Raw genomic sequence first — 16,804 nt, forward strand, 5'->3', positions numbered from 1 at the left:
CCGGCGAGCGTCTGGTTGCCAAAGTGCCCGCGCGGGCACATTCACGCTCTGCGCGGCGTCACCGTCATGATCACGTTGTCCGCGGATCCGGCGCTGAGCGTCGCAAGACCCGAGGGCGCTGCGACGGGCACTGTGACGGTGGCGCGGAGTTGGTTGGACCTGTCGGCATCGAGCGTCGCGAGGACCGTGGTGGTCCCGTCATCCGACCACGTGATCTCGACATCCCGGAAGATGCCGTCTCCTTCCTTCCTCGGCGGTATCGGCGTGCCGTTGACGAAAAGGTCGACACAGTCGTCGATGTCCGAGTAGTCGACGGAGAACCGCACCGTGTCGCCGGGGTGTACGGCCGTTGGGCTCGCGGTTGGGCTCGCGGCCGGACACCCGCGTTGGGACATGCCGCCCGGCTCGTTGGCCCAAGAGCAGCCTCCGAGGGCCAAAGTCGCGACAGCCAACGTCGCCGACGCTCGTCTGGCAACCGTGGGCATAGCCCTGCTCAACCTGATCACTCCTACGAAACCGACGATGTGTGCGCCGAACCTAGCGCTGTGCGGAGACGCGTGGTGCCGATCGGCGTGCCCGGACATCGGCTATGTGCGGAAGTCCGACGCGAGCGCTTCTGCCACGATGAACGCGTGGGCACGGATCATGACTGGGTAGTGATCAACGAGCTTGTCGAGGCGGGCCTTCGAGACGCCAACTTCCTGGACGCGCCGCCGACCACCGCCGAGGAGCTTGACTACGTGGCTGAGACCGTGACCGACCACCTGGTGGCGGCCCTATCTCGTGGTGAGCTCTCCAAGCGCGACGACTGGTGGGGGCGACAGCCGTCACGCTGATCGCGGCAGAAGCGGATGTTCTGGGGCGATAGGTTCGTCCCCGTGGGTTGCATCGTGCAGCTGAATAAGGCGTCGTGGCTGGGGCAGCCGCAGCGTCTCGTCGTGCCGCGGACGGTCGAGCAGACGATCCAGCAGCGCGCTGCTGCAGTGCGTCAGTTCGCCGACAACGATGCGGAATGGAGCAGGTGGACCAGCAGCGCGAAAGCGTGGCTGTCCATCCAGGCCACCTTCTTCGATCGGCCGCGGCCCACCGTCCTTCATCCGGAGTCGCTCGCGTGGAGCCTTGAGGTCAGCCTCGATGCCCGCGATTACGAAGCCTTGGCTCCGGGCGTCGAGGTCGGGCTTCGGTTCATCCAGACCTTGGAGCAGGTGTTGGTGGAGATTGCGGGCAAGGTCCAGACCCCGCCTCCCACGCATCTTGGCCGCAGCAGGCGGGAGCTCGAGTGGCTCGCGCAGGGTCCCGTGGAGCCGGGCCCGGGGTCGTTCGGCGAGGTGCGTGTTCGTAAGCCAGCAGGGCCGATGCCCGAGGGGCGGTTCTGGTCGTTGATTGACAGCACGCTCGATGAGCGCAGTGGCGTCTTCCGCCTTGGCTGGCAGCAGGCCGACAGGTTCACGGCCCGAATGAGGTTGATGATCCAGACGTTGGACACCCCGGCTCATCGAGCCAGCGCTGACAGCGTCCTCGGCTTCGTCAGCGACGACGTCTGGGAAGACGTCCGAGCCTGGGTCGTGTCCGGTGGGAAAGATGCGTACCTGCGAGTGGTTGCTGATCCCGGTGAGCTCGCCACGATGCTCCAGTCACTCGACAGCCAGGACGATCTTTCACGCGGCGAGCAGCTTCTCTTCCTGGAAGGCAGGGACTAGCGGGACGCGACTACCTACAGGACATGCGTGTGCGGCGGCGTCACCCGCTGATCCGATCTGATTGGGCGGCCCATCAGCGGATGTCCGTGTGTCGCAACCCCAGGCCCCGCGCCACGGGAGCTGCCACCGGCGGGCGAAGACGACCGTGCGCTCGTCGTTTGCCCAAATGTCGATCCAACGTCGGCGAGCCGCAATGCCGAGTACTTGAGGGGCGCTTCTCCGCAGCGATCGGGTCTCGAACGCTTGGCCGCACGGCGCTAGTCTGGCCGGGCTAGGGAGGTCAGATGCGAGGTAGTGCGCGGAAGCGAGCGTTGGGCTCAGCGTTGACGGCGATCGCGACGGTCGTGGTGATGGCCGCCTGTGGGTCGTCGGGGAGCCCGTCTGGCACCCAGGCCGCGTCAGCGCAGTCGACCTCGACCCAGGCGTCGACGACGACTAGAGCCGCGACGCCGCAGGAGTTCCTCTCGAAGCACTACGGCTTCGCCGTGACCTTGCCCCAAGACTGGTCACAAGCCGATGCGCTCTTCGATTGGGACGGCAAGTCGCTGCAGGGGCCCGGCGCACCCGCCTTCGCCAACTTCACCGCCCCAACGAAGGACCGAACGCTGATGGTCGCGTCGGCCCCAGTCCCCACGGGGATGCAGCTGACCAAGTGGCGAGCGGCCATGGTTCGGGCCACGCCGCCGGTCTGCGCCGGACCCTCGTCTGCGCAGACGACGACGCTCGGCGGCGAGCCGGCTCTGGCCTGGACGGTGAAGTGCAGCGACGGGTACGACGTCAACAAGCTCGCCGCCCTGCATGGCCACGGCGGGTACATCATCTACCTCGTATCGGCGACGGCGAATGACGATGCCGAGGATCGGCGCATCTTTGACGGGATCCGCGAATCCTTCCGCTTCACCGGCTGACTTCATCGAGGCACGATCGTCGGCCTCGCATTCGGTTCATTGTGGTCCTCACCCGGCACCAGGACGTTCGCGATGCGAACGCACTCAATTCGGCAAGACCGACCGACCGGCGGCATGAGCGTGCACACTCAGCGCTCCAGCGTCTCTGCAAGACTCCGGGTATGCGAACCGAGGTCCAGAACCAGATAAGGATGCTCGGAAAGCCCGTCGCTGCGGAGGTTCCCAAACGATGCGACACGCACCGCAGATGGCTGCAGGTCGCCCCGCTTCACGGCGTCATCCAGCTGCTTGAAGTCGAGGTGCCGGTCGGTGTTGATCCGGTCGAGTGGCCCAGGTCCGATGACGACTATGTCGTCGTGTCGGTTGAAACCTTCCCATCCCTCGGCGAGGCCCTGTCGGCCTTGATGGAGCGCGGCGTCGACACCAACGCCTTCGATGCCGTCTGGAAGGGGGACAACCCCTTCTGAGCGACGCTCGCTCATCGGCACGAGCGACTCGCCCTCAGCGCGGCAGAAGAGTGCGATTCGCGAGCCCTCAGTCGAGCATCTGAACTCGGAGGCGCGTGCCCACGAGCTCTTCCACTCGGGCCAGGAGAGCGGGGGCAACGTCTGCTCGGTCACCGATCGCCACAACGCGGATACCGGACGGCCGTTCGCCTCCGACGTCGCCGTGAGGACGACCCCTGGACCTGCGAGCGGTAGTAGCGTTGGAATCACCTCCGTTGGCCTCTACCACAGAACCGAGACATGGCCCGCATCGAAGACGAAAGAACCCTTCTACCCTACTTGCTCGCGGCATTTCCAACGCGCGAAGGGCAAATTCGCCAGCGGGCAATGCTTGAGGAATACGCCACTTACGACATTGTGGGAGGAATACGGTGGGACGTCCTCGGGCCCGCCCTCGAGTCAGGAGGCCGAGCACTACTTGGGAAATGCTTCAAGGTAATTGAGGAGCTGTTCACTGAGGGCGCCGAGTTGGTGGCCGGGGCGATTCATTTCAGAATAACGCCGTACCTGATTCCGTGGGAGGATCAGTACGCTGATCTTATGGGGCCAGTCCTTCGGGAAGACTTGGCAATCCTTACGGGCAGGTAGGGTCGTCGCGACCCCCGACAGGCATCGTGTACCGCGGATCGATCATGTCAACCGAGAGCCTCGCCGACTGCATCAAGACCGTGCTGGTGCGTCTGCTGATCGCCGCGATCGGACACACCACCCGCGGCATGACCAGGCGAGCGTAGCCGTCCTCAGCGCGGCAAAGTCGGACGAGCGTAGCCGTACTGCACGCGGCCATGAGCGTGCGCGGGAGTGGCGACGTGATGGTTGTGCATCATGGCTCCATGACCAGCGCGCCAGATGCCATCGTCGACGCCATCGCCACGTTCTTCGGCGACCACGAAGTAGCGAGCCTCAAGCTGCCTTCCGGATGGTTCGGACGCCCTCACGACAACTGGCATCGACTCACGGAGGTCTCAACCGACGGTCAACGTGTGCGGATCCGCATTGACCAGACTCAGGACCTCGATCTCGATGCCTCGGGGGCTTCGGTCGACGGTCGCACCTTGCGAGTCGTGATCCGGAGCGGTGGTTGGGCCTGGACCGACTATGGCGGCTCCGAGAGGCATCATGAATCGCTCGGCCAGGGCGTGGTGGAGTTTCACGCCCCGTACCATCGATGACCCCGAGTAGGCATGGTCGGGCGTTCGCCCGCAGTGCGGCCATGAGAGTGCGGCTGATGGATAGCCTCGCGATGTGGCAAATGAGTATCGGTGCTTCCATTCGCGCCGTCCCGAGGACCAAGAGCCCGACGCCATCGATCCGGGCACGATCGTTGAAGGCGTCGTCGCCTGCCAGCACGTCTACGGCATCGGGGTGTACGTCCCCGACCAGGAGTTCTGGGGCCACGTCAACGTCACGGCGATGGGCGTTGAGCGCGTCCGTGAGAGCTTCGCAGATCACCCCGCGATCGGGGCGCGCCTCCGGCTGCAAGTGCTGGGCCGGACTCCCACCGGACAACTCCGCCTGTCGGTCATCTGACAACACGCTCACCAGCGGGGACCGCGCTCGGCAGCATAATCTGGGCGGTCGCCCGCAGAGCGGCATGGGCGAGCGTCAAGAATCCGGCTGGTCCTGGTGCTGCTACAACAGCGTTCGAGCTTCTTTGGTGTCGACTAGTTCCGAACGATCGAAGCCGTTCTCGGTCCGGCGGTTGCGGATGTGCCCCCGCGCTTCGGACTTCATACTCGGGGGTGAGTCATGGCAGTTTCGTCAGCTCCACTACTACGTCGCAGTCAGCCAACGCCGTCATCCGGCGGGTGATGGGGACGCCATCAACACGCGGCACGACGAGGCGGGCGTTCTGGCCGGCAAGCAACTCTCGCGCGTAGGTTTCGCGGAGCCGGATAAGAGTGCGCCAGTCGTCCAGCCAGCCCAACGGTGGGTGATCCCCGGCCAGCCTGTCGTGGCCCAACCGGCTCATGACGTCGACAAGTTCTTGGACGGCCACGTCCTGCGTTCGGATCGACTCCGCCAGGTCGCTGGCTGAGCCACCAGCGGGAACTGATGCCGCGTCTACCTGGGTGCGCAGGTCACTGCAGGCCCGATCGGCAGCGTCCACCACGACCGGGTCGTCCAAGACCCCCACATGGTCGGCATTGATGTAGGCCACCATGCCCAACACGGTCGCTGTCCCGAAGCCGCCCACGAGCGCGCCGGCCGCCACCACCACGGCCCAGCCAAACCAACGCAGATGCCGGCGACGGCGTCTCTGAATGAGCCGTGACCCTGTCGTCGCAATTGGAGGCGAGGATAGCTCGGACATGTCTGCAAGCCTGCATCCGACAATCGCGGCGGGTAGGAACCGAACGCGGAGCGACGCCACATCGTGATCCGCGACGAGTGGCAGGCTGCGCCACGCAGATGGTCGGGCGTCCGCCCGCAGAGCGGCATAGAAAGGCGTTCGCCCGCAGAGCGGATAAGTCAGATGGCTATGCCCTGAGCCTTCAGGCGCTCGCCCAGGGGGCTAGCAGCCCAGTCGCGGTCGTACAAACTGACCTGTACTCGCCGTGTGGCGGGATGGCCCACCAGACCTTGAGGCAGCGTTGTGGTGTTGCCGCGGTGGTCCAGCGCGACGATCGTGCTCTCGGCGAGGGCCAGTTCATCGGCCGTGACCAGTCCGCGTCGGCGTCCTCGCTCGACGCCAACGACTGCGTGCCATGGGGCCTCCAGCCGGTAGTTGTCGCGCTGGAGCTGCATGCCGTCCTCTGTCACCGTCAAGGTGCGCCGGGACACCCGGCGCAGGGTCCACGCCCCGAAAGCAAGAAGGACAAGTACCACGGGGAGCGCGAAGGCCAACGGTCGCACCACGACGAGTGTGAGGGCGGACATGACGGTGGGCAGTAGGAAAGACTCGAGCAGCGCGATCGGCTTTCGCAGGCGATAGGTCTTCACGCATGCACCCTAGAGCGCGAAGGTGCGCGCGTCCGATCGGCGCAGCGACTCATGGCCACACCCCGCGGTATGGTCGGGCGTTCGCCCGCAGAGCGGCCAGAAGAGTGCGCCGACACGACGCGATGAGCGCTGGGTAGCGTGGCTGCCATGGGCATGACAGGGCACCCTCCGGACGTACCGCTCCCCAACTCGTGGCGCAATCGGAAGGTCGTGACAGCCGCGCTCTGGGACCTCGTCAACGACTTCGACAAGAACGCCAACAGGTGGGAGAACACTGAGCTGCCCGCGTATCTGGAAGCTCTCTGCGCACTGCTCGAGTCAATCGAGAACTCCTACGCGAACAACGGTCGTCCGCTCCCTGACGACCCATGGATCGTCATGGCGGACGCCATCAAGGGGGCGCGATTCTACGAGTAGCCCATGCGGGAATCGGCACGGACACCGTGCGCTCGGCGGCAAGAGCGGACGAGGCACAACAGTCGACCAACCGGTCGGTTGTTGCGGTGCGTGGCGTTGATGTGGCCCGACAAGTGAGCATCTGGTCGATTGTGGTGCCACTGGCATCGGCGAAAGGCACTGGGTCCGCTACAAGATCCGGCCGCGGCCGGACTTGGTGGGCGATGTTCGCGGATTCGGCTACCAGGTCCATCCCCGGCTGGATTCTGTATGCGGCAGAGCGTGCACACAACATCCTCAATTCGGCATGTGGGGGAAGAGTTCGACCGCCTTCCGTCGGCTCGTTGGCGGACGCTCGTACGGGATGACCGCTGGATATGGAGTGACTCCAGGGCAGAGGGCCTGGCGCGAGAGCGGGTCTCGGGCATGGGGCCAGCTGGGCGCACCTATCGGCGGTCGGTCGACTTGCTCAAGCGGCGCGAGGCTCAGACGTTGGGCCTGTCTGCGGCAGTGGTCGAGGCCGCGCGCGGGTGCATGACGTCGGCTACGCCGAAGGCCTGGTCGACACGGGGATGCACGCAATCGACGGAGCCCGCGCGCTGCAGCGCTTCGGCGCGCCAGACGAAGTGGTCGCGCTCGTGGCGCATCACAGCCGCGCCGTGCACGAGGCCGCGGAGCGGGGCCTGTCAGACACGCTGGCCGCGTCGCCCGTGCCCGATCCCGCGGATCTTGATCCGTTGACGTTGATGGACCTGGTTGTTGCGCCGACCGGCGCCATGACGATCCCGGAGGATCGGGTGGCTGAGATTCTGTCGCGGTACGGTCCGGAGGATCCGGTGCGCCGGGCGGTCACACGGTCAGGCCCGGGGCTGCTGACATCTGCCGCTCGGGCCCGTGGCCGGCCGGGGCTACCCGATGAATGGCCGTTCGCGACCGCCCATGGACGGGCTGTTCGGGACTGGCGATGCGGAGCGATGCGCAGAGCGATGCGGAGCGATGCGCAGAGCGTTGCGGAGCACACGAGCACACGAGCGACAGTCACTCACTTAGTCACTCAGTGACGGCGAAAGGCCCTTCACCCGATGTGGGTAAAGGGCCTTTGACCTGCGGAAACGTTGGTCGGGGTGACAGGATTTGAACCTGCGACCTCTTCGTCCCGAACGAAGCGCGCTACCAAGCTGCGCCACACCCCGTTGCTGCATCGTCGACGCCAGGAGCGCACCGGAGGCAGCAAGAGGAGATGCTAGCGCAGCCCCCTGCCCATCTCCGAATCGGCCCCGATCGGACTCCCAGGACCCCCGGTTGGAGGTGATCGTCCGGGAGATCGCGCGAACGAATACATCGAACCGGCGAACCGGCGTCACCGGCGTCAGGGCGTCAGGCCTGCGAGCGGGGGACCAGGGTCAGCAGCGTCGCCTCGGGGCGGCAGGCAAGGCGCACGGGCGCGGTCGGCGCGGTGCCCAGCCCGGCGGAGACCTCGAGCCAGGCGGCGTCGTCGGGCGCCTCCGACGACGGGGTGTGTCCGGCCCCGGGCCACCAGCGCGAGAGGCCCTTGGCACGGCTGGTGTCGAGGTCGCAGTTGGTCACGAGCGCGCCGTAACCGGGGACGCAGACCTGTCCGCCGTGCGTGTGACCGGCGATGAGCAGCTCGGCGCCGTCGGCGGCAAACGAGTCGAGCACGCGCTGGTAGGGAGCGTGCGTCACGCCGATCGTCAGGTCGGCCGCAGGGGAGGCCGCCCCGCGCACGAGGTCGAGCCGGTCGTAGCCGAGGTGGGGGTCGTCGACGCCGACGAAGTCGAGCCGCAGCCCGCGCACGGTCAGCGTCTCGCGGCGGTTGGTCAGGTTCACCCAGCCCCGGTCGGTGAACCCGCGGACGAGATCCGCCGCCGGCAGCCGTTTGGTCGTGCCGTTGTCCTTGGCGTGGTGTCGAGTGAGGTAGCGCAGCGGGTTCTTCAGCTTCGGCGCGAAGTAGTCGTTGGAGCCGAGCACGAAGACGCCAGGTGCATCGAACAGCAGGTCGAAGGCTTCCAGCGCGGTCGGCACGGCGCCGTATCCGGCGAGGTTGTCCCCGGTGTTGATCACGAGGTCGGGGTCGAGCGACGCCAGGCTGTAGACCCACTTGGCCTTCGCACGCTGGCGCGGCAGCAGATGCATGTCCGACACGTGCAGCACGCGCAGCGGCTCGGTGCCCTCGGGCAGCACCGGCACCTCGAACCGCCGCAGCACGAAGGCATTCCGCTCCACGACCGAGGCCCAGCCGAGCACCCCGGCCCCGGCGAGCCCCAGGCCCAGCACTGTCTTCGTCACGGCACGCATGGCGCCCATCCTCGCATCACCTGGGGGCGTCCCCGACAATCCGGGCGAGGCGCCGGACTGGCGCCTGCCAGACTTGGGCCATGACCACACTCAAGCAGCAGCTGCAGTCCGACCTCACGTCCGCGATCCGCGAGCGCGACCAGGTGCGGGCCGGCTCGCTGCGGATGGCCCTCACCGCGGTCACCAACGAGGAGGTCGCAGGCAAGGAGCACCGCGAGCTGAGTGACGACGAGGTGCTCAAGGTGCTCACGAAGGAGGCCAAGAAGCGACGCGAGGCGTCAGCGGCATACACGGACGCCGGGCGCGCGGAGCTCGCCGCCAAGGAGGACGCGGAGCTGGCCATCCTCGAGGCGTACCTGCCCCGGCAGCTGTCCGACGCCGAGCTCGAGTCGATCGTGCGGGAGGCGGTCGCCGCCTCCGGAGCCACGGGTATGCCGCAGATGGGCTTGGCGATGAAGTCGGCCAACGCGGCCGTGGCCGGGCGCGCGGAGGGTGGCCGGGTCGCCTCCCTGGTGAAGCAGGTCCTCGCCGGCTAGTCACGGCCGGCGGGTGGTCTCGACGGCGTTCGTGCCGCCTCGCAGCTGCCCTCAGAGCATGAATCCCGAAAGCACGAACGAGGGGCTGGGGCCGGTGCGCCCCAACCCCTCGTTCGTCAGGTCAGCGTCTGGGTGGCTTGGTGTGTCCCGGTCTGCCGCCGCCTTGGTCGCCGCCACCCGGTGGTTGGATGACGATCGGACCGCCGTTGCCGGGTCCACCGTTGTTGCCGCCGCCGCCGTTGCCACCGCCACCCCCGCCCCCGCTCGAGACGTAGATCATGACAGTGGTGCCGGTCGGGGCCTTGCCGTACGGCGACGTGGCGGCCACGCGCCCGCTGGGCACCTGGGAGCTCATCGTTCCGCCGACGGTGGCCGAGAAGCCCGCCTGCTGCAGTGCCGTGATGGCGTCGTTGACCGACATGCCGGTCACGTTCGGGATGTCGACGTCGCTGCCCTTGGTGTACTTGGCTGACGGCTCGGGGAAGTTGACCAGGGGCTCACCGTCGAGCGCCCGGTTCATGATCGCCTTCCAGATGGGTGCGGCGATCGCGGCACCGTGCATCACCGGGTAGAACTGGCCGCCGACCCGGACGTTCTTCATCACCCGGGTGTTTCCGTCGTTGGGTGTGCCCACCCAGACGGCCGTCACGAGCTGCGGGGTGTACCCGACGAACCACGACTCGTTGTTGCGGTTGGACGTGCCGGTCTTGCCGGCGGACTGTCGACGACCGTCGTCGAGCTGGTTCCGGATGCCGGAGCCGTGCGTCATGTTGAACTCGAGGAACTTGTCCGTCGCGTGCACGACGTCGGGGTCGACGACCTGTTGGCAGTTCGTCTTAGGAAGCGCGACCGGCTTGCCGCCGACCGTGATCTTGGTGACCGCCACGACCGGGCACTTCTTGCCCGAGGCCGCAAGGACGCCGTAGGCGTGCGCCACGCCCTGCGGTGAGACCTCGCTCGCGCCGAGGATGTAGGACGCCGCGATCTTGCCGATCTCCGAGCCGTCCGACTGGTGCAGCCCGAGCCGCATCATGGTCGACCGGACCTTGCAGCCGCCCAGCTGCTCGGCGAGGGCGACGAACGCGGTGTTGGTCGACTTGGCCGTCGCTTCCATGAGCGATATGCGTCCGCCACCGAACGGGCTGTCGTTGAAGACCCTCCACTCCGAGCCTGGACCGCAGTTCGCGGTGCCACCGGGCCACTCCTGCGGCGTGTACACCGCCTGCGAGTTGCCCCCGGCCGCCTTGGCGACGACCGAGGCCGTGGTGGTCATGCCGGACTCCATGGCCGTGACGAGGGCGAAGGCCTTCGCGGTCGAGCCGAACTGGAAGCCGCCGGAGCCGCCGTACCTCTTGTCGAGCGCCCAGTCGACGCTGGTCTTGTCGAGCGAGTTGGTCGCCTCCACGGTGTACGTGGTGTTCTGGGCGAAGGCGAGGACGTGGCCGGTGTTGGGGTCAGCGACGTAGGCCGCCGCCCCGATCTGCGCCTTGTTGCCGATCGGGACCTTCTTGGTGACCTCCTTCTCGGCGTAGTCCTGCAGCCTGGGGTTGAGCGTGGTGACCACGGTCATGCCGCCCTGGTAGAGCAGGCGACGGCGCTCCTCGACCGTCTTGCCGAGCTGGGGCATCTCGAGGAGGTAGTTGATGATGAAGTCGCACCAGTAGGGGTACGGGGACGCGAGGCAGGTGCTCTTGGGGTTGCTGACCTTGAGGTCCTGCTTGAGCGTGCGCTTCTTCGCGGCCTGCCAGTCCTTGTCGGTGATCCGCTTGAGCTCGTGCATGCGGTCGAGCACGACGTCGCGCCGGGCGATGGCCCGCTTCGGGTTGTTCACCGGGTCGGTCGTGCCAGGGTTCTGCGTCAGCCCGGCGAGCAGCGCCGCCTGCGACAGGCTCAGCTTGCTGGCGGGGATGCTGAAGTAGTGCTGAGCGGCGGCCTCGACGCCGTAGGCGCGGTCGCCGTAGTAGACGAGATTGAGGTAGCCCTCGAGGATCTGGTCCTTGGTCAGCTTCTTCTCGAGCGTGATCGCGTACTTCAGCTCCTTCAGCTTGCGCAGGTAGTCCTTCTTCACGGCCTCGGCGGCGGCCTTCTCGTCGCCCTGGCTGAGTGCGGAGTACTGGAGCGAGACCTTCACGTACTGCTGCGTCAGCGACGAGGCGCCGACGGACGTGCCGCTGCGGAGGTTGGAGATGAGCGCGCGCAGCGTGCCCTGGATGTCGATGCCACCGTGCTCGTAGAACCGGTGGTCCTCGATCGCGACCTGCGCCTCACGCATGATCGGGGCGACCTGGGACAGCGGGATGACCTTGCGGTTCTGCAGCTGCGGCGTGGCGATGACGGTCTTGCCGTCGGCGGCCAGGATCGTCGACCCCTGGGCGAGCGGGTTGGTCGTGAACTCGCTCGGGAGCTCGTTGAACACGTCGACGCCGCTTCGGGCCAGGGCTCCGGTGGCCCCGACCGCCGGCATCACCAGGCCGGCGGCGAGCAGGCCGAGCACCAGGGCGGACGCGAGGAACGCCCCGAGCAGGCTGATGACGCCGCCGATCGAGGTAGTGCGTGAAGACATGGCCCCAAGGGTAACGGCTCGCACCATGGTCACCGGAATTCCGCTTCCTGTGCGTATCCCGCGCACGACCTGCGGCTCTGATGAGCAGCAGGTGACCATGGCGGGCCGCTGGAGGTGACTAGTCACCTCCTCTCCGAAATGGTCCATAGAGGCTATGTCGGGCCCGTGCCAGTGCTCGTAATGTCTCGTTTGGGCCGAAGGGGGGCCCGCCAGATCAGGACCGGTGGGACGGTCTCGATCGGCTCGGCGACTTGGGAGGCGCCGGGCGGGGAGGGGTAGGGAATGAGTGCTGTTGCCATCGCTGATCCTTGGATGGATGAGTGGGCCAGTCAGGCCCGCTGCGTCAGCCAGGACCCCGACGCACTGTTCGTCAGGGGTAAGGCACAACACGACGCGAAGGCCGTCTGCAAGACGTGCCCGGTCCTCGCGCAGTGCCTGGCTGAGGCCCTCGACAACCGGACCGAGTTCGGTGTCTGGGGCGGCATGACGGAACGTGAGCGGCGAGCTCTGCTGCGCAAGCGTCCCGACATCACCTCGTGGAAGACCGCGCTCCGCGCGGGCATGGCTGCCCAGACGCATCGCCTCTGAGCAACCTCCACAGCAGGTCCACTGGTGGGGCCGTGACTACCCGGGGAAGGGCCCGTCACGACCCCACGAGTGTGTCACGGCCCGGTGAGACGGCCACGGCTGCGCGTCCATCGTGCCCTCGAGTCACGACCCGGCGAGGGCGCTGCCGACCTCGCGCAGGCTGTCGAGGTCGTGGACGTCGCGCCCGAGGGCGGGCACCTGGACCACGGGTATGCCGGGGTGTGACCTCGAGAACCGCTCGGCGAGCTCCCGCTGCCGTTCGGCCGTGCGCACGAGCGCGGCATGCAGCCGCAGCACTCCTGCGGCGGTCGTCGCCGACTTCGGCCCGCCGCTGTCCTCCAGCGCCTCGGCCATCGCGAGGGCCCGCGAGGGGCTGATGCCCGTCGCCGACACGCGACCGATCCGGTTCACGACGAGCCCGGCCAGCGGCATACCGTCGGCCTCGAGGCGGTCGACGAAGTAGGACGCCTCGCGGAGCGCGTCGCGCTCGGGCGCGGCGACGACGAGGAAGGCAGTGCCCTTCTCGGAGAGCAGCCGGTAGGTCTCGTCGGCGCGCTCGCGGAAGCCACCGAACATCGTGTCGAGCGCGTTGACGAACGTCTGGACGTCGCTGAGCATCTGGCCGCCGAGCATCTTGGTCATGGTCGAGGTGACCAGCTGGACGCCGGCGCCGAAGACTCGCAGGCCCGCGCGGCCGCCGGCCTTGGCGGGCGCGGCGAGCAGCCGGATGAAGCGGCCGTCGAGAAAGCTGCCGAGCCGGTTCGGTGCGTCGAGGAAGTCGAGGGCGGACCGTGACGGCGGGGTGTCGACGATGATGAGGTCCCACGGTGCCTCTGGCGTGCCGGCGACGGCCTTGAGCTGGCCGAGCTTCTCCATCGCCATGTACTCCTGCGTCCCGGCGAACGAGCTGCTGACCGCCTGGTAGAAGGGGTTGGCGAGGATCTGGTCGGCCTTGTCGGGCTCCGCGTGGGCGATGACGACCTCGTCGAAAGTCCGCTTCATGTCGAGCATCATGGCGTGCAGGCTGCCGCCCGCGGAGGTGTCGATCCCGCTGACCGGGCGAGGGGTGTTGTCGAGCTCGGTCAGGCCGAGCGACTGGGCGAGGCGCCGGGCCGGGTCGATCGTCAGGACGACGACCCGTCGGCCGGACTCGGCGGCCCGCAGGCCGATCGCGGCGGCCGTCGTGGTCTTGCCGACGCCACCGGACCCGCAGCACACGACGATCTCGATGGCCGGGTCGTTGATGAGGGCGTCGATCTCGAGCGGCGGCGCGTTGCGCGCCACGGTCGCGGTCACGATGCGACCCGCTCGGGCACGAAATACGGCAGGAGCAGCTCGGCGAGCTCGCGGACCGACCCCGAGTCGACGCCTCCCGGCAGGGCGGGCAGCTCGATGATCGGCAAACCCGTCGCCTCGAGCAGGGCGCGCTGCTCGCGCTCGAGGTCGACTCTCAGGGCGTGGTCGCGAGCCTCCTCGAGCAGTCCCTCGACGAGCTGAGGGGTGACCTTGACCCCGGCCTCGACGAGCTGGGCCTTGAGCGAGGGCTTGTGCAGCCGGCCCGACCGCGCCTGCTCGAGGGCGGCGTCGTCGAGGAGCGGCTCGCGCACCATGTTGACGACGATCGCTCCCGGGTGCAGCCCCTTGTTGTGCAGCTCGTCGATCGCCTCGAGGGTCTCCTGGACCGGCATCTCCTCGAGCAGCGTGACGATGTGCACGACGGTCCGTTCGGACTCGAGCATCCGGGTGATCGACCCTGCCTGGGTGTGGATCGGGCCGACCCGCGCGAGGTCGGCCACCTCGGAGTTGACCGACAGGAAGCGGCCGATCCGCCCCGTCGGCGGCGCGTCGAGCACCAACCGGTCGTATGCCGGCGGGTCCTCTCCGCGGTGCCGGCCGTCCTTGCGCCGTCGGCTGGCCTCGTAGATCTTGCCGATGAGCAGGACGTCGCGGACGCCCGGCGCGATGGTGGTGGCGAAGTCGATGGCGCCGAACTTCTCGAGCAGCCGCCCGGCGCGCCCGAGCTTGTAGAACAGGTGGAGGTACTCGAGCAGCGCCGCCTTCGGCTCGACCGACAGGCCGACGATCTCGCCGCCGTGTGGGAGCCGGACGATTCGGGTCTCCTCGGTGCCAAGCGGTGGCACGTCGAAGGTCTGGCTGATGCCCTGGCGTCCCTCGACCTCGGTGAGCAGGACCCGGCTCGGCGCCGAGGCGAGCGCGAGGGCCAGGGCCGATGCGAGCGTGGTCTTGCCGGTGCCGCCCTTGCCGGTGACGATGTGCAGCCGGGCGTCCGCCCAGGCAGCAGGAAGGTCGCCGGTCGTCACGTGCCCCACCTTAGACGCGGCGCGATCCGCCCGCCGCCGGCCCGCTGGCCACCACCTCCCGCAACACACCCGGATGTGGTCAGCTCGCCCTAGTTGCAACTATGCAAAGTTGCCGGTTTCCGGGTGTGTTGCAGGGTCCAGGGTCGGGGGTCAGGGTCGGGGGTCAGGGTCGGGGGGTCAGGGGGTCAGGGTGGCGACGGTGGCGAGCACGGTCGCGAAGGCCGGGTCGTCGGGGTCGATGAGCGAGTAGTGGCCGGCATCACGCACGACCTGCTCGGTCACGTCCCCACCGGCCGCCACGGCCTGCGCCAGGTAGTCGGCGGCCGCCCGGGGCGGGACCGTGTCGTCCTGGTCGGCGGTGACGAGGCGCACGGGGACCCGTGGCGGGAGCGAGCTCATCGGGTCCGCCGCGGTGAAGGCCGGACTGGCGGGTCCGGTGCCGACGAAGGCCGGTACCGCACCGGAACCGAGCCCGAGCCGGTCCGCCGTGCGGAGGTCGACGACCCCGGCGAGGGCGACGACGCCCACCACCCCTGCGTCCCGCGCCCAGGGCTGGTTCGCCACCCACACGACGAGGTGGCCGCCGGCGGAGTGCCCGACGAGGATGAGCGGCCCGGACAGCTCCTCGTCACGAGCCACGGCCATGACGAGGTCGCGCACGTCGTCGAGGGTCCCGGGGACCCCGCCACCCGGCATACCTGCTCGGCGGTACTCGCCCAGCGCGACGTGGTAGCCAGCGTCGGCGAAACCCAGGGCCAGAGGCATTGCGTGCCCCCGGTCGTATGCCGCCCGCCAGAAGCCCCCGTGGACCACCACGACCGTGGCCGGCCGGGGAGTCGACCCGGGAGGGGGGCGCAGGACGTCGTAGACCTGGGCCGCGTCCGGGCCGTAGGTCCGCGTCGTCTCTGCCGGGGGTGAGGTCCGCGAGAGGATGGCCTCCGACCTCGGGTCGCGAGCCGGGTCGGGGGCCGGGTCGACGGCGGGGTCGGTGGCCGGGTTGCGAGCCGGGTCGGGGATTGGGTCTGAGGGCGAGGGTGGAGCGGCGTCGGAGCTCGAGCCGGGGACCGTCGTCATGGCCGACATCGTGGGCCGAGAACGTAACCAGCGCCACTCCCGCACCCGACGAGGCCTCTCGGCGCACTGAGTAGGGTGATGGCCATGACCACGTGGGAATACCTCACCGCACCGCTTCTGATCCACAACACCAAGCAGATCCTCGACAACTTCGGGGCCGACGGGTGGGAGCTCGTGCAGATCGTCAACGGCCCGGACGGCACGAGCCTCGTGGCCTACTTCAAGCGTCCCAAGGGCAGCTGACATGTCCGCCGTCGAAGAGCGCCTTGCCGAGCTGGGCCTGACCGTTCCCGAGGTCGTCCCGCCGGTGGCCGCCTACGTGCCCGTCGTCCGCGACGGCAACCTCGTCTTCACCTCCGGCCAGCTGCCCATGGTCGACGGGACCCTCGCGGCCACGGGCAAGGTCGGTGCCGAGGTCGACGCGGACGTCGCGAAGACGCTCGCCCAGACCTGCGCCCTCAACGCCATCGCTGCGATCAAGTCCGAGGTCGGTGACCTCGACAAGGTCGCGCGCGTCGTCAAGGTCGTCGGTTTCGTCGCCTCCGACCCGAGCTTCACCGGCCACCCCGGGGTCATCAACGGTGCGAGCGAGCTTCTGGTGAAAGCCTTTGGCGACAAGGGAATTCACGCTCGTTCGGCCGTCGGCGTCGCGGCGCTCCCGCTGGACGCCCCCGTCGAGGTCGAGGTCGTCGTCTCCGTCGCGGACTGAGGCGGTGCCCGTGGGTCGATTCTTCCCGTTGCCCGCCGCGCCGGGCATGGCCGAGGCGGCCACGCGCTGGCTGGCGGGCGAGCGCTGGGAGGCGGCCGAACCGCGCCGCGCGAGCACGGTGATGCTGGTGCGCGACAGCAGCGACAGCAGCGGCGGCGGCAGCGGCAGCGGCGGCAGCGGCGGCAGCGGCGGCAGCGGCGGCAGCGGCGGCAGCGGCGGCAGCGGCGGCAGCGGCGGCAGCGGC

At 68.3% G+C, this 16,804-nt stretch carries 21 protein-coding genes, 1 tRNA gene and 1 pseudogene; 14 read left to right on the forward strand and 9 right to left on the reverse strand.

Annotated features, from left to right (window positions below; translation table 11 throughout):
* Positions 1-41 precede the first annotated feature (41 nt).
* On the reverse strand, positions 42-395 hold the full coding sequence (locus ACYVLP_RS09240; protein ID WP_460627046.1) for a hypothetical protein: 354 nt from the start codon (positions 393-395) through the stop codon (positions 42-44).
* A gap of 237 nt (positions 396-632) precedes the next feature.
* Between ACYVLP_RS09240 and ACYVLP_RS09245 the strand changes: the two genes are divergently transcribed.
* The 7 genes from ACYVLP_RS09245 (at position 633) to ACYVLP_RS09275 (ending at position 4,644) form a co-directional block, all read left to right on the forward strand.
* Positions 633-836: a hypothetical protein gene (locus ACYVLP_RS09245; RefSeq protein ID WP_460627047.1), complete on the forward strand. Its 204-nt coding sequence runs from the start codon at positions 633-635 to the stop codon at positions 834-836.
* A 42-nt stretch (positions 837-878) separates the two neighbouring features.
* On the forward strand, positions 879-1,700 hold the full coding sequence (locus ACYVLP_RS09250; RefSeq protein ID WP_460627048.1) for a DUF4240 domain-containing protein: 822 nt from the start codon (positions 879-881) through the stop codon (positions 1,698-1,700).
* A gap of 284 nt (positions 1,701-1,984) precedes the next feature.
* On the forward strand, positions 1,985-2,608 hold the full coding sequence (locus tag ACYVLP_RS09255; RefSeq protein ID WP_460627049.1) for a hypothetical protein: 624 nt from the start codon (positions 1,985-1,987) through the stop codon (positions 2,606-2,608).
* A 161-nt stretch (positions 2,609-2,769) separates the two neighbouring features.
* The gene (locus ACYVLP_RS09260) at positions 2,770-3,075 is read left to right on the forward strand and encodes a hypothetical protein (RefSeq protein ID WP_460627050.1); all 306 of its coding nucleotides are present in this window, start codon (positions 2,770-2,772) and stop codon (positions 3,073-3,075) included.
* A 279-nt stretch (positions 3,076-3,354) separates the two neighbouring features.
* Positions 3,355-3,702, forward strand: a complete 348-nt coding sequence (locus ACYVLP_RS09265; protein ID WP_460627051.1) for a hypothetical protein — start codon at positions 3,355-3,357, stop codon at positions 3,700-3,702.
* A gap of 245 nt (positions 3,703-3,947) precedes the next feature.
* A complete protein-coding gene (locus ACYVLP_RS09270; protein WP_460627052.1) occupies positions 3,948-4,286 on the forward strand; it encodes a hypothetical protein in 339 nt (112 codons plus the stop codon).
* Between the two features lie 73 nt (positions 4,287-4,359).
* Positions 4,360-4,644 (forward strand): hypothetical protein, encoded by a 285-nt coding sequence (locus ACYVLP_RS09275; RefSeq protein WP_460627053.1) that lies wholly within the window; start codon positions 4,360-4,362, stop codon positions 4,642-4,644.
* 217 nt (positions 4,645-4,861) lie between these two features.
* On the opposite strand, the gene ACYVLP_RS09280 is transcribed toward ACYVLP_RS09275, so the two are convergent.
* Together ACYVLP_RS09280 and ACYVLP_RS09285 are read right to left on the reverse strand one after the other, a co-directional pair.
* Positions 4,862-5,428 (reverse strand): hypothetical protein, encoded by a 567-nt coding sequence (locus ACYVLP_RS09280; RefSeq protein ID WP_460627054.1) that lies wholly within the window; start codon positions 5,426-5,428, stop codon positions 4,862-4,864.
* 158 nt (positions 5,429-5,586) lie between these two features.
* Positions 5,587-6,057, reverse strand: coding sequence for a hypothetical protein (locus ACYVLP_RS09285; protein WP_460627055.1), 471 nt, complete (start codon positions 6,055-6,057; stop codon positions 5,587-5,589).
* Positions 6,058-6,204: 147 nt separating this feature from the next.
* Between ACYVLP_RS09285 and ACYVLP_RS09290 the strand changes: the two genes are divergently transcribed.
* Together ACYVLP_RS09290 and ACYVLP_RS09295 are read left to right on the forward strand one after the other, a co-directional pair.
* Positions 6,205-6,474 (forward strand): DUF7660 family protein, encoded by a 270-nt coding sequence (locus ACYVLP_RS09290; RefSeq protein WP_460627056.1) that lies wholly within the window; start codon positions 6,205-6,207, stop codon positions 6,472-6,474.
* A 509-nt stretch (positions 6,475-6,983) separates the two neighbouring features.
* The gene (locus ACYVLP_RS09295) at positions 6,984-7,514 is read left to right on the forward strand and encodes an HD domain-containing protein (RefSeq protein WP_460627057.1); all 531 of its coding nucleotides are present in this window, start codon (positions 6,984-6,986) and stop codon (positions 7,512-7,514) included.
* Between the two features lie 55 nt (positions 7,515-7,569).
* On the opposite strand, the gene ACYVLP_RS09300 is transcribed toward ACYVLP_RS09295, so the two are convergent.
* A tRNA-Pro gene (locus ACYVLP_RS09300) sits at positions 7,570-7,646 on the reverse strand.
* Between the two features lie 184 nt (positions 7,647-7,830).
* Entirely contained in the window at positions 7,831-8,769 is a 939-nt protein-coding gene (locus tag ACYVLP_RS09305; protein WP_460627058.1) for a metallophosphoesterase, read from the reverse strand.
* Between the two features lie 80 nt (positions 8,770-8,849).
* On the opposite strand from ACYVLP_RS09305, the gene ACYVLP_RS09310 reads away from it, so the two are divergent.
* A complete protein-coding gene (locus ACYVLP_RS09310) occupies positions 8,850-9,305 on the forward strand; it encodes a GatB/YqeY domain-containing protein (protein ID WP_460627059.1) in 456 nt (151 codons plus the stop codon).
* A gap of 121 nt (positions 9,306-9,426) precedes the next feature.
* Here the strand turns inward: ACYVLP_RS09310 and ACYVLP_RS09315 are convergent, their stop codons facing one another.
* Positions 9,427-11,868 (reverse strand): transglycosylase domain-containing protein, encoded by a 2,442-nt coding sequence (locus ACYVLP_RS09315; protein WP_460627060.1) that lies wholly within the window; start codon positions 11,866-11,868, stop codon positions 9,427-9,429.
* 282 nt (positions 11,869-12,150) lie between these two features.
* Here ACYVLP_RS09315 and ACYVLP_RS09320 point away from each other — a divergent pair, with 282 nt between their 5' ends.
* Positions 12,151-12,456, forward strand: a complete 306-nt coding sequence (locus ACYVLP_RS09320; protein WP_460627061.1) for a WhiB family transcriptional regulator — start codon at positions 12,151-12,153, stop codon at positions 12,454-12,456.
* Positions 12,457-12,579: 123 nt separating this feature from the next.
* Here ACYVLP_RS09320 and ACYVLP_RS09325 read toward each other — a convergent pair whose 3' ends face one another.
* The 3 genes from ACYVLP_RS09325 to ACYVLP_RS09335 form a co-directional block, all read right to left on the reverse strand.
* Complete coding sequence (locus ACYVLP_RS09325) at positions 12,580-13,752, reverse strand: ArsA family ATPase (protein ID WP_460627062.1); 1,173 nt, start codon at positions 13,750-13,752, stop codon at positions 12,580-12,582.
* Positions 13,749-14,777, reverse strand: a complete 1,029-nt coding sequence (locus tag ACYVLP_RS09330; protein WP_460627063.1) for an ArsA-related P-loop ATPase — start codon at positions 14,775-14,777, stop codon at positions 13,749-13,751. Before ACYVLP_RS09330 ends, ACYVLP_RS09325 begins: the two co-directional genes overlap by 4 nt.
* A 177-nt stretch (positions 14,778-14,954) precedes the next feature.
* The gene (locus ACYVLP_RS09335; protein ID WP_460627064.1) at positions 14,955-15,851 is read right to left on the reverse strand and encodes an alpha/beta hydrolase; all 897 of its coding nucleotides are present in this window, start codon (positions 15,849-15,851) and stop codon (positions 14,955-14,957) included.
* 84 nt (positions 15,852-15,935) lie between these two features.
* Here ACYVLP_RS09335 and ACYVLP_RS09340 point away from each other — a divergent pair, with 84 nt between their 5' ends.
* The 3 genes and pseudogenes from ACYVLP_RS09340 to ACYVLP_RS09350 form a co-directional block, all read left to right on the forward strand.
* Positions 15,936-16,094, forward strand: coding sequence for a DUF4177 domain-containing protein (locus tag ACYVLP_RS09340; RefSeq protein ID WP_452270057.1), 159 nt, complete (start codon positions 15,936-15,938; stop codon positions 16,092-16,094).
* Position 16,095: 1 nt separating this feature from the next.
* Entirely contained in the window at positions 16,096-16,560 is a 465-nt protein-coding gene (locus ACYVLP_RS09345; RefSeq protein ID WP_460627065.1) for a RidA family protein, read from the forward strand.
* A 10-nt stretch (positions 16,561-16,570) separates the two neighbouring features.
* Positions 16,571-16,804, forward strand: a pseudogene (locus ACYVLP_RS09350) (hypothetical protein); the annotation flags it as partial.

The sequence above is a fragment of the Intrasporangium mesophilum genome (genome assembly GCF_054783095.1).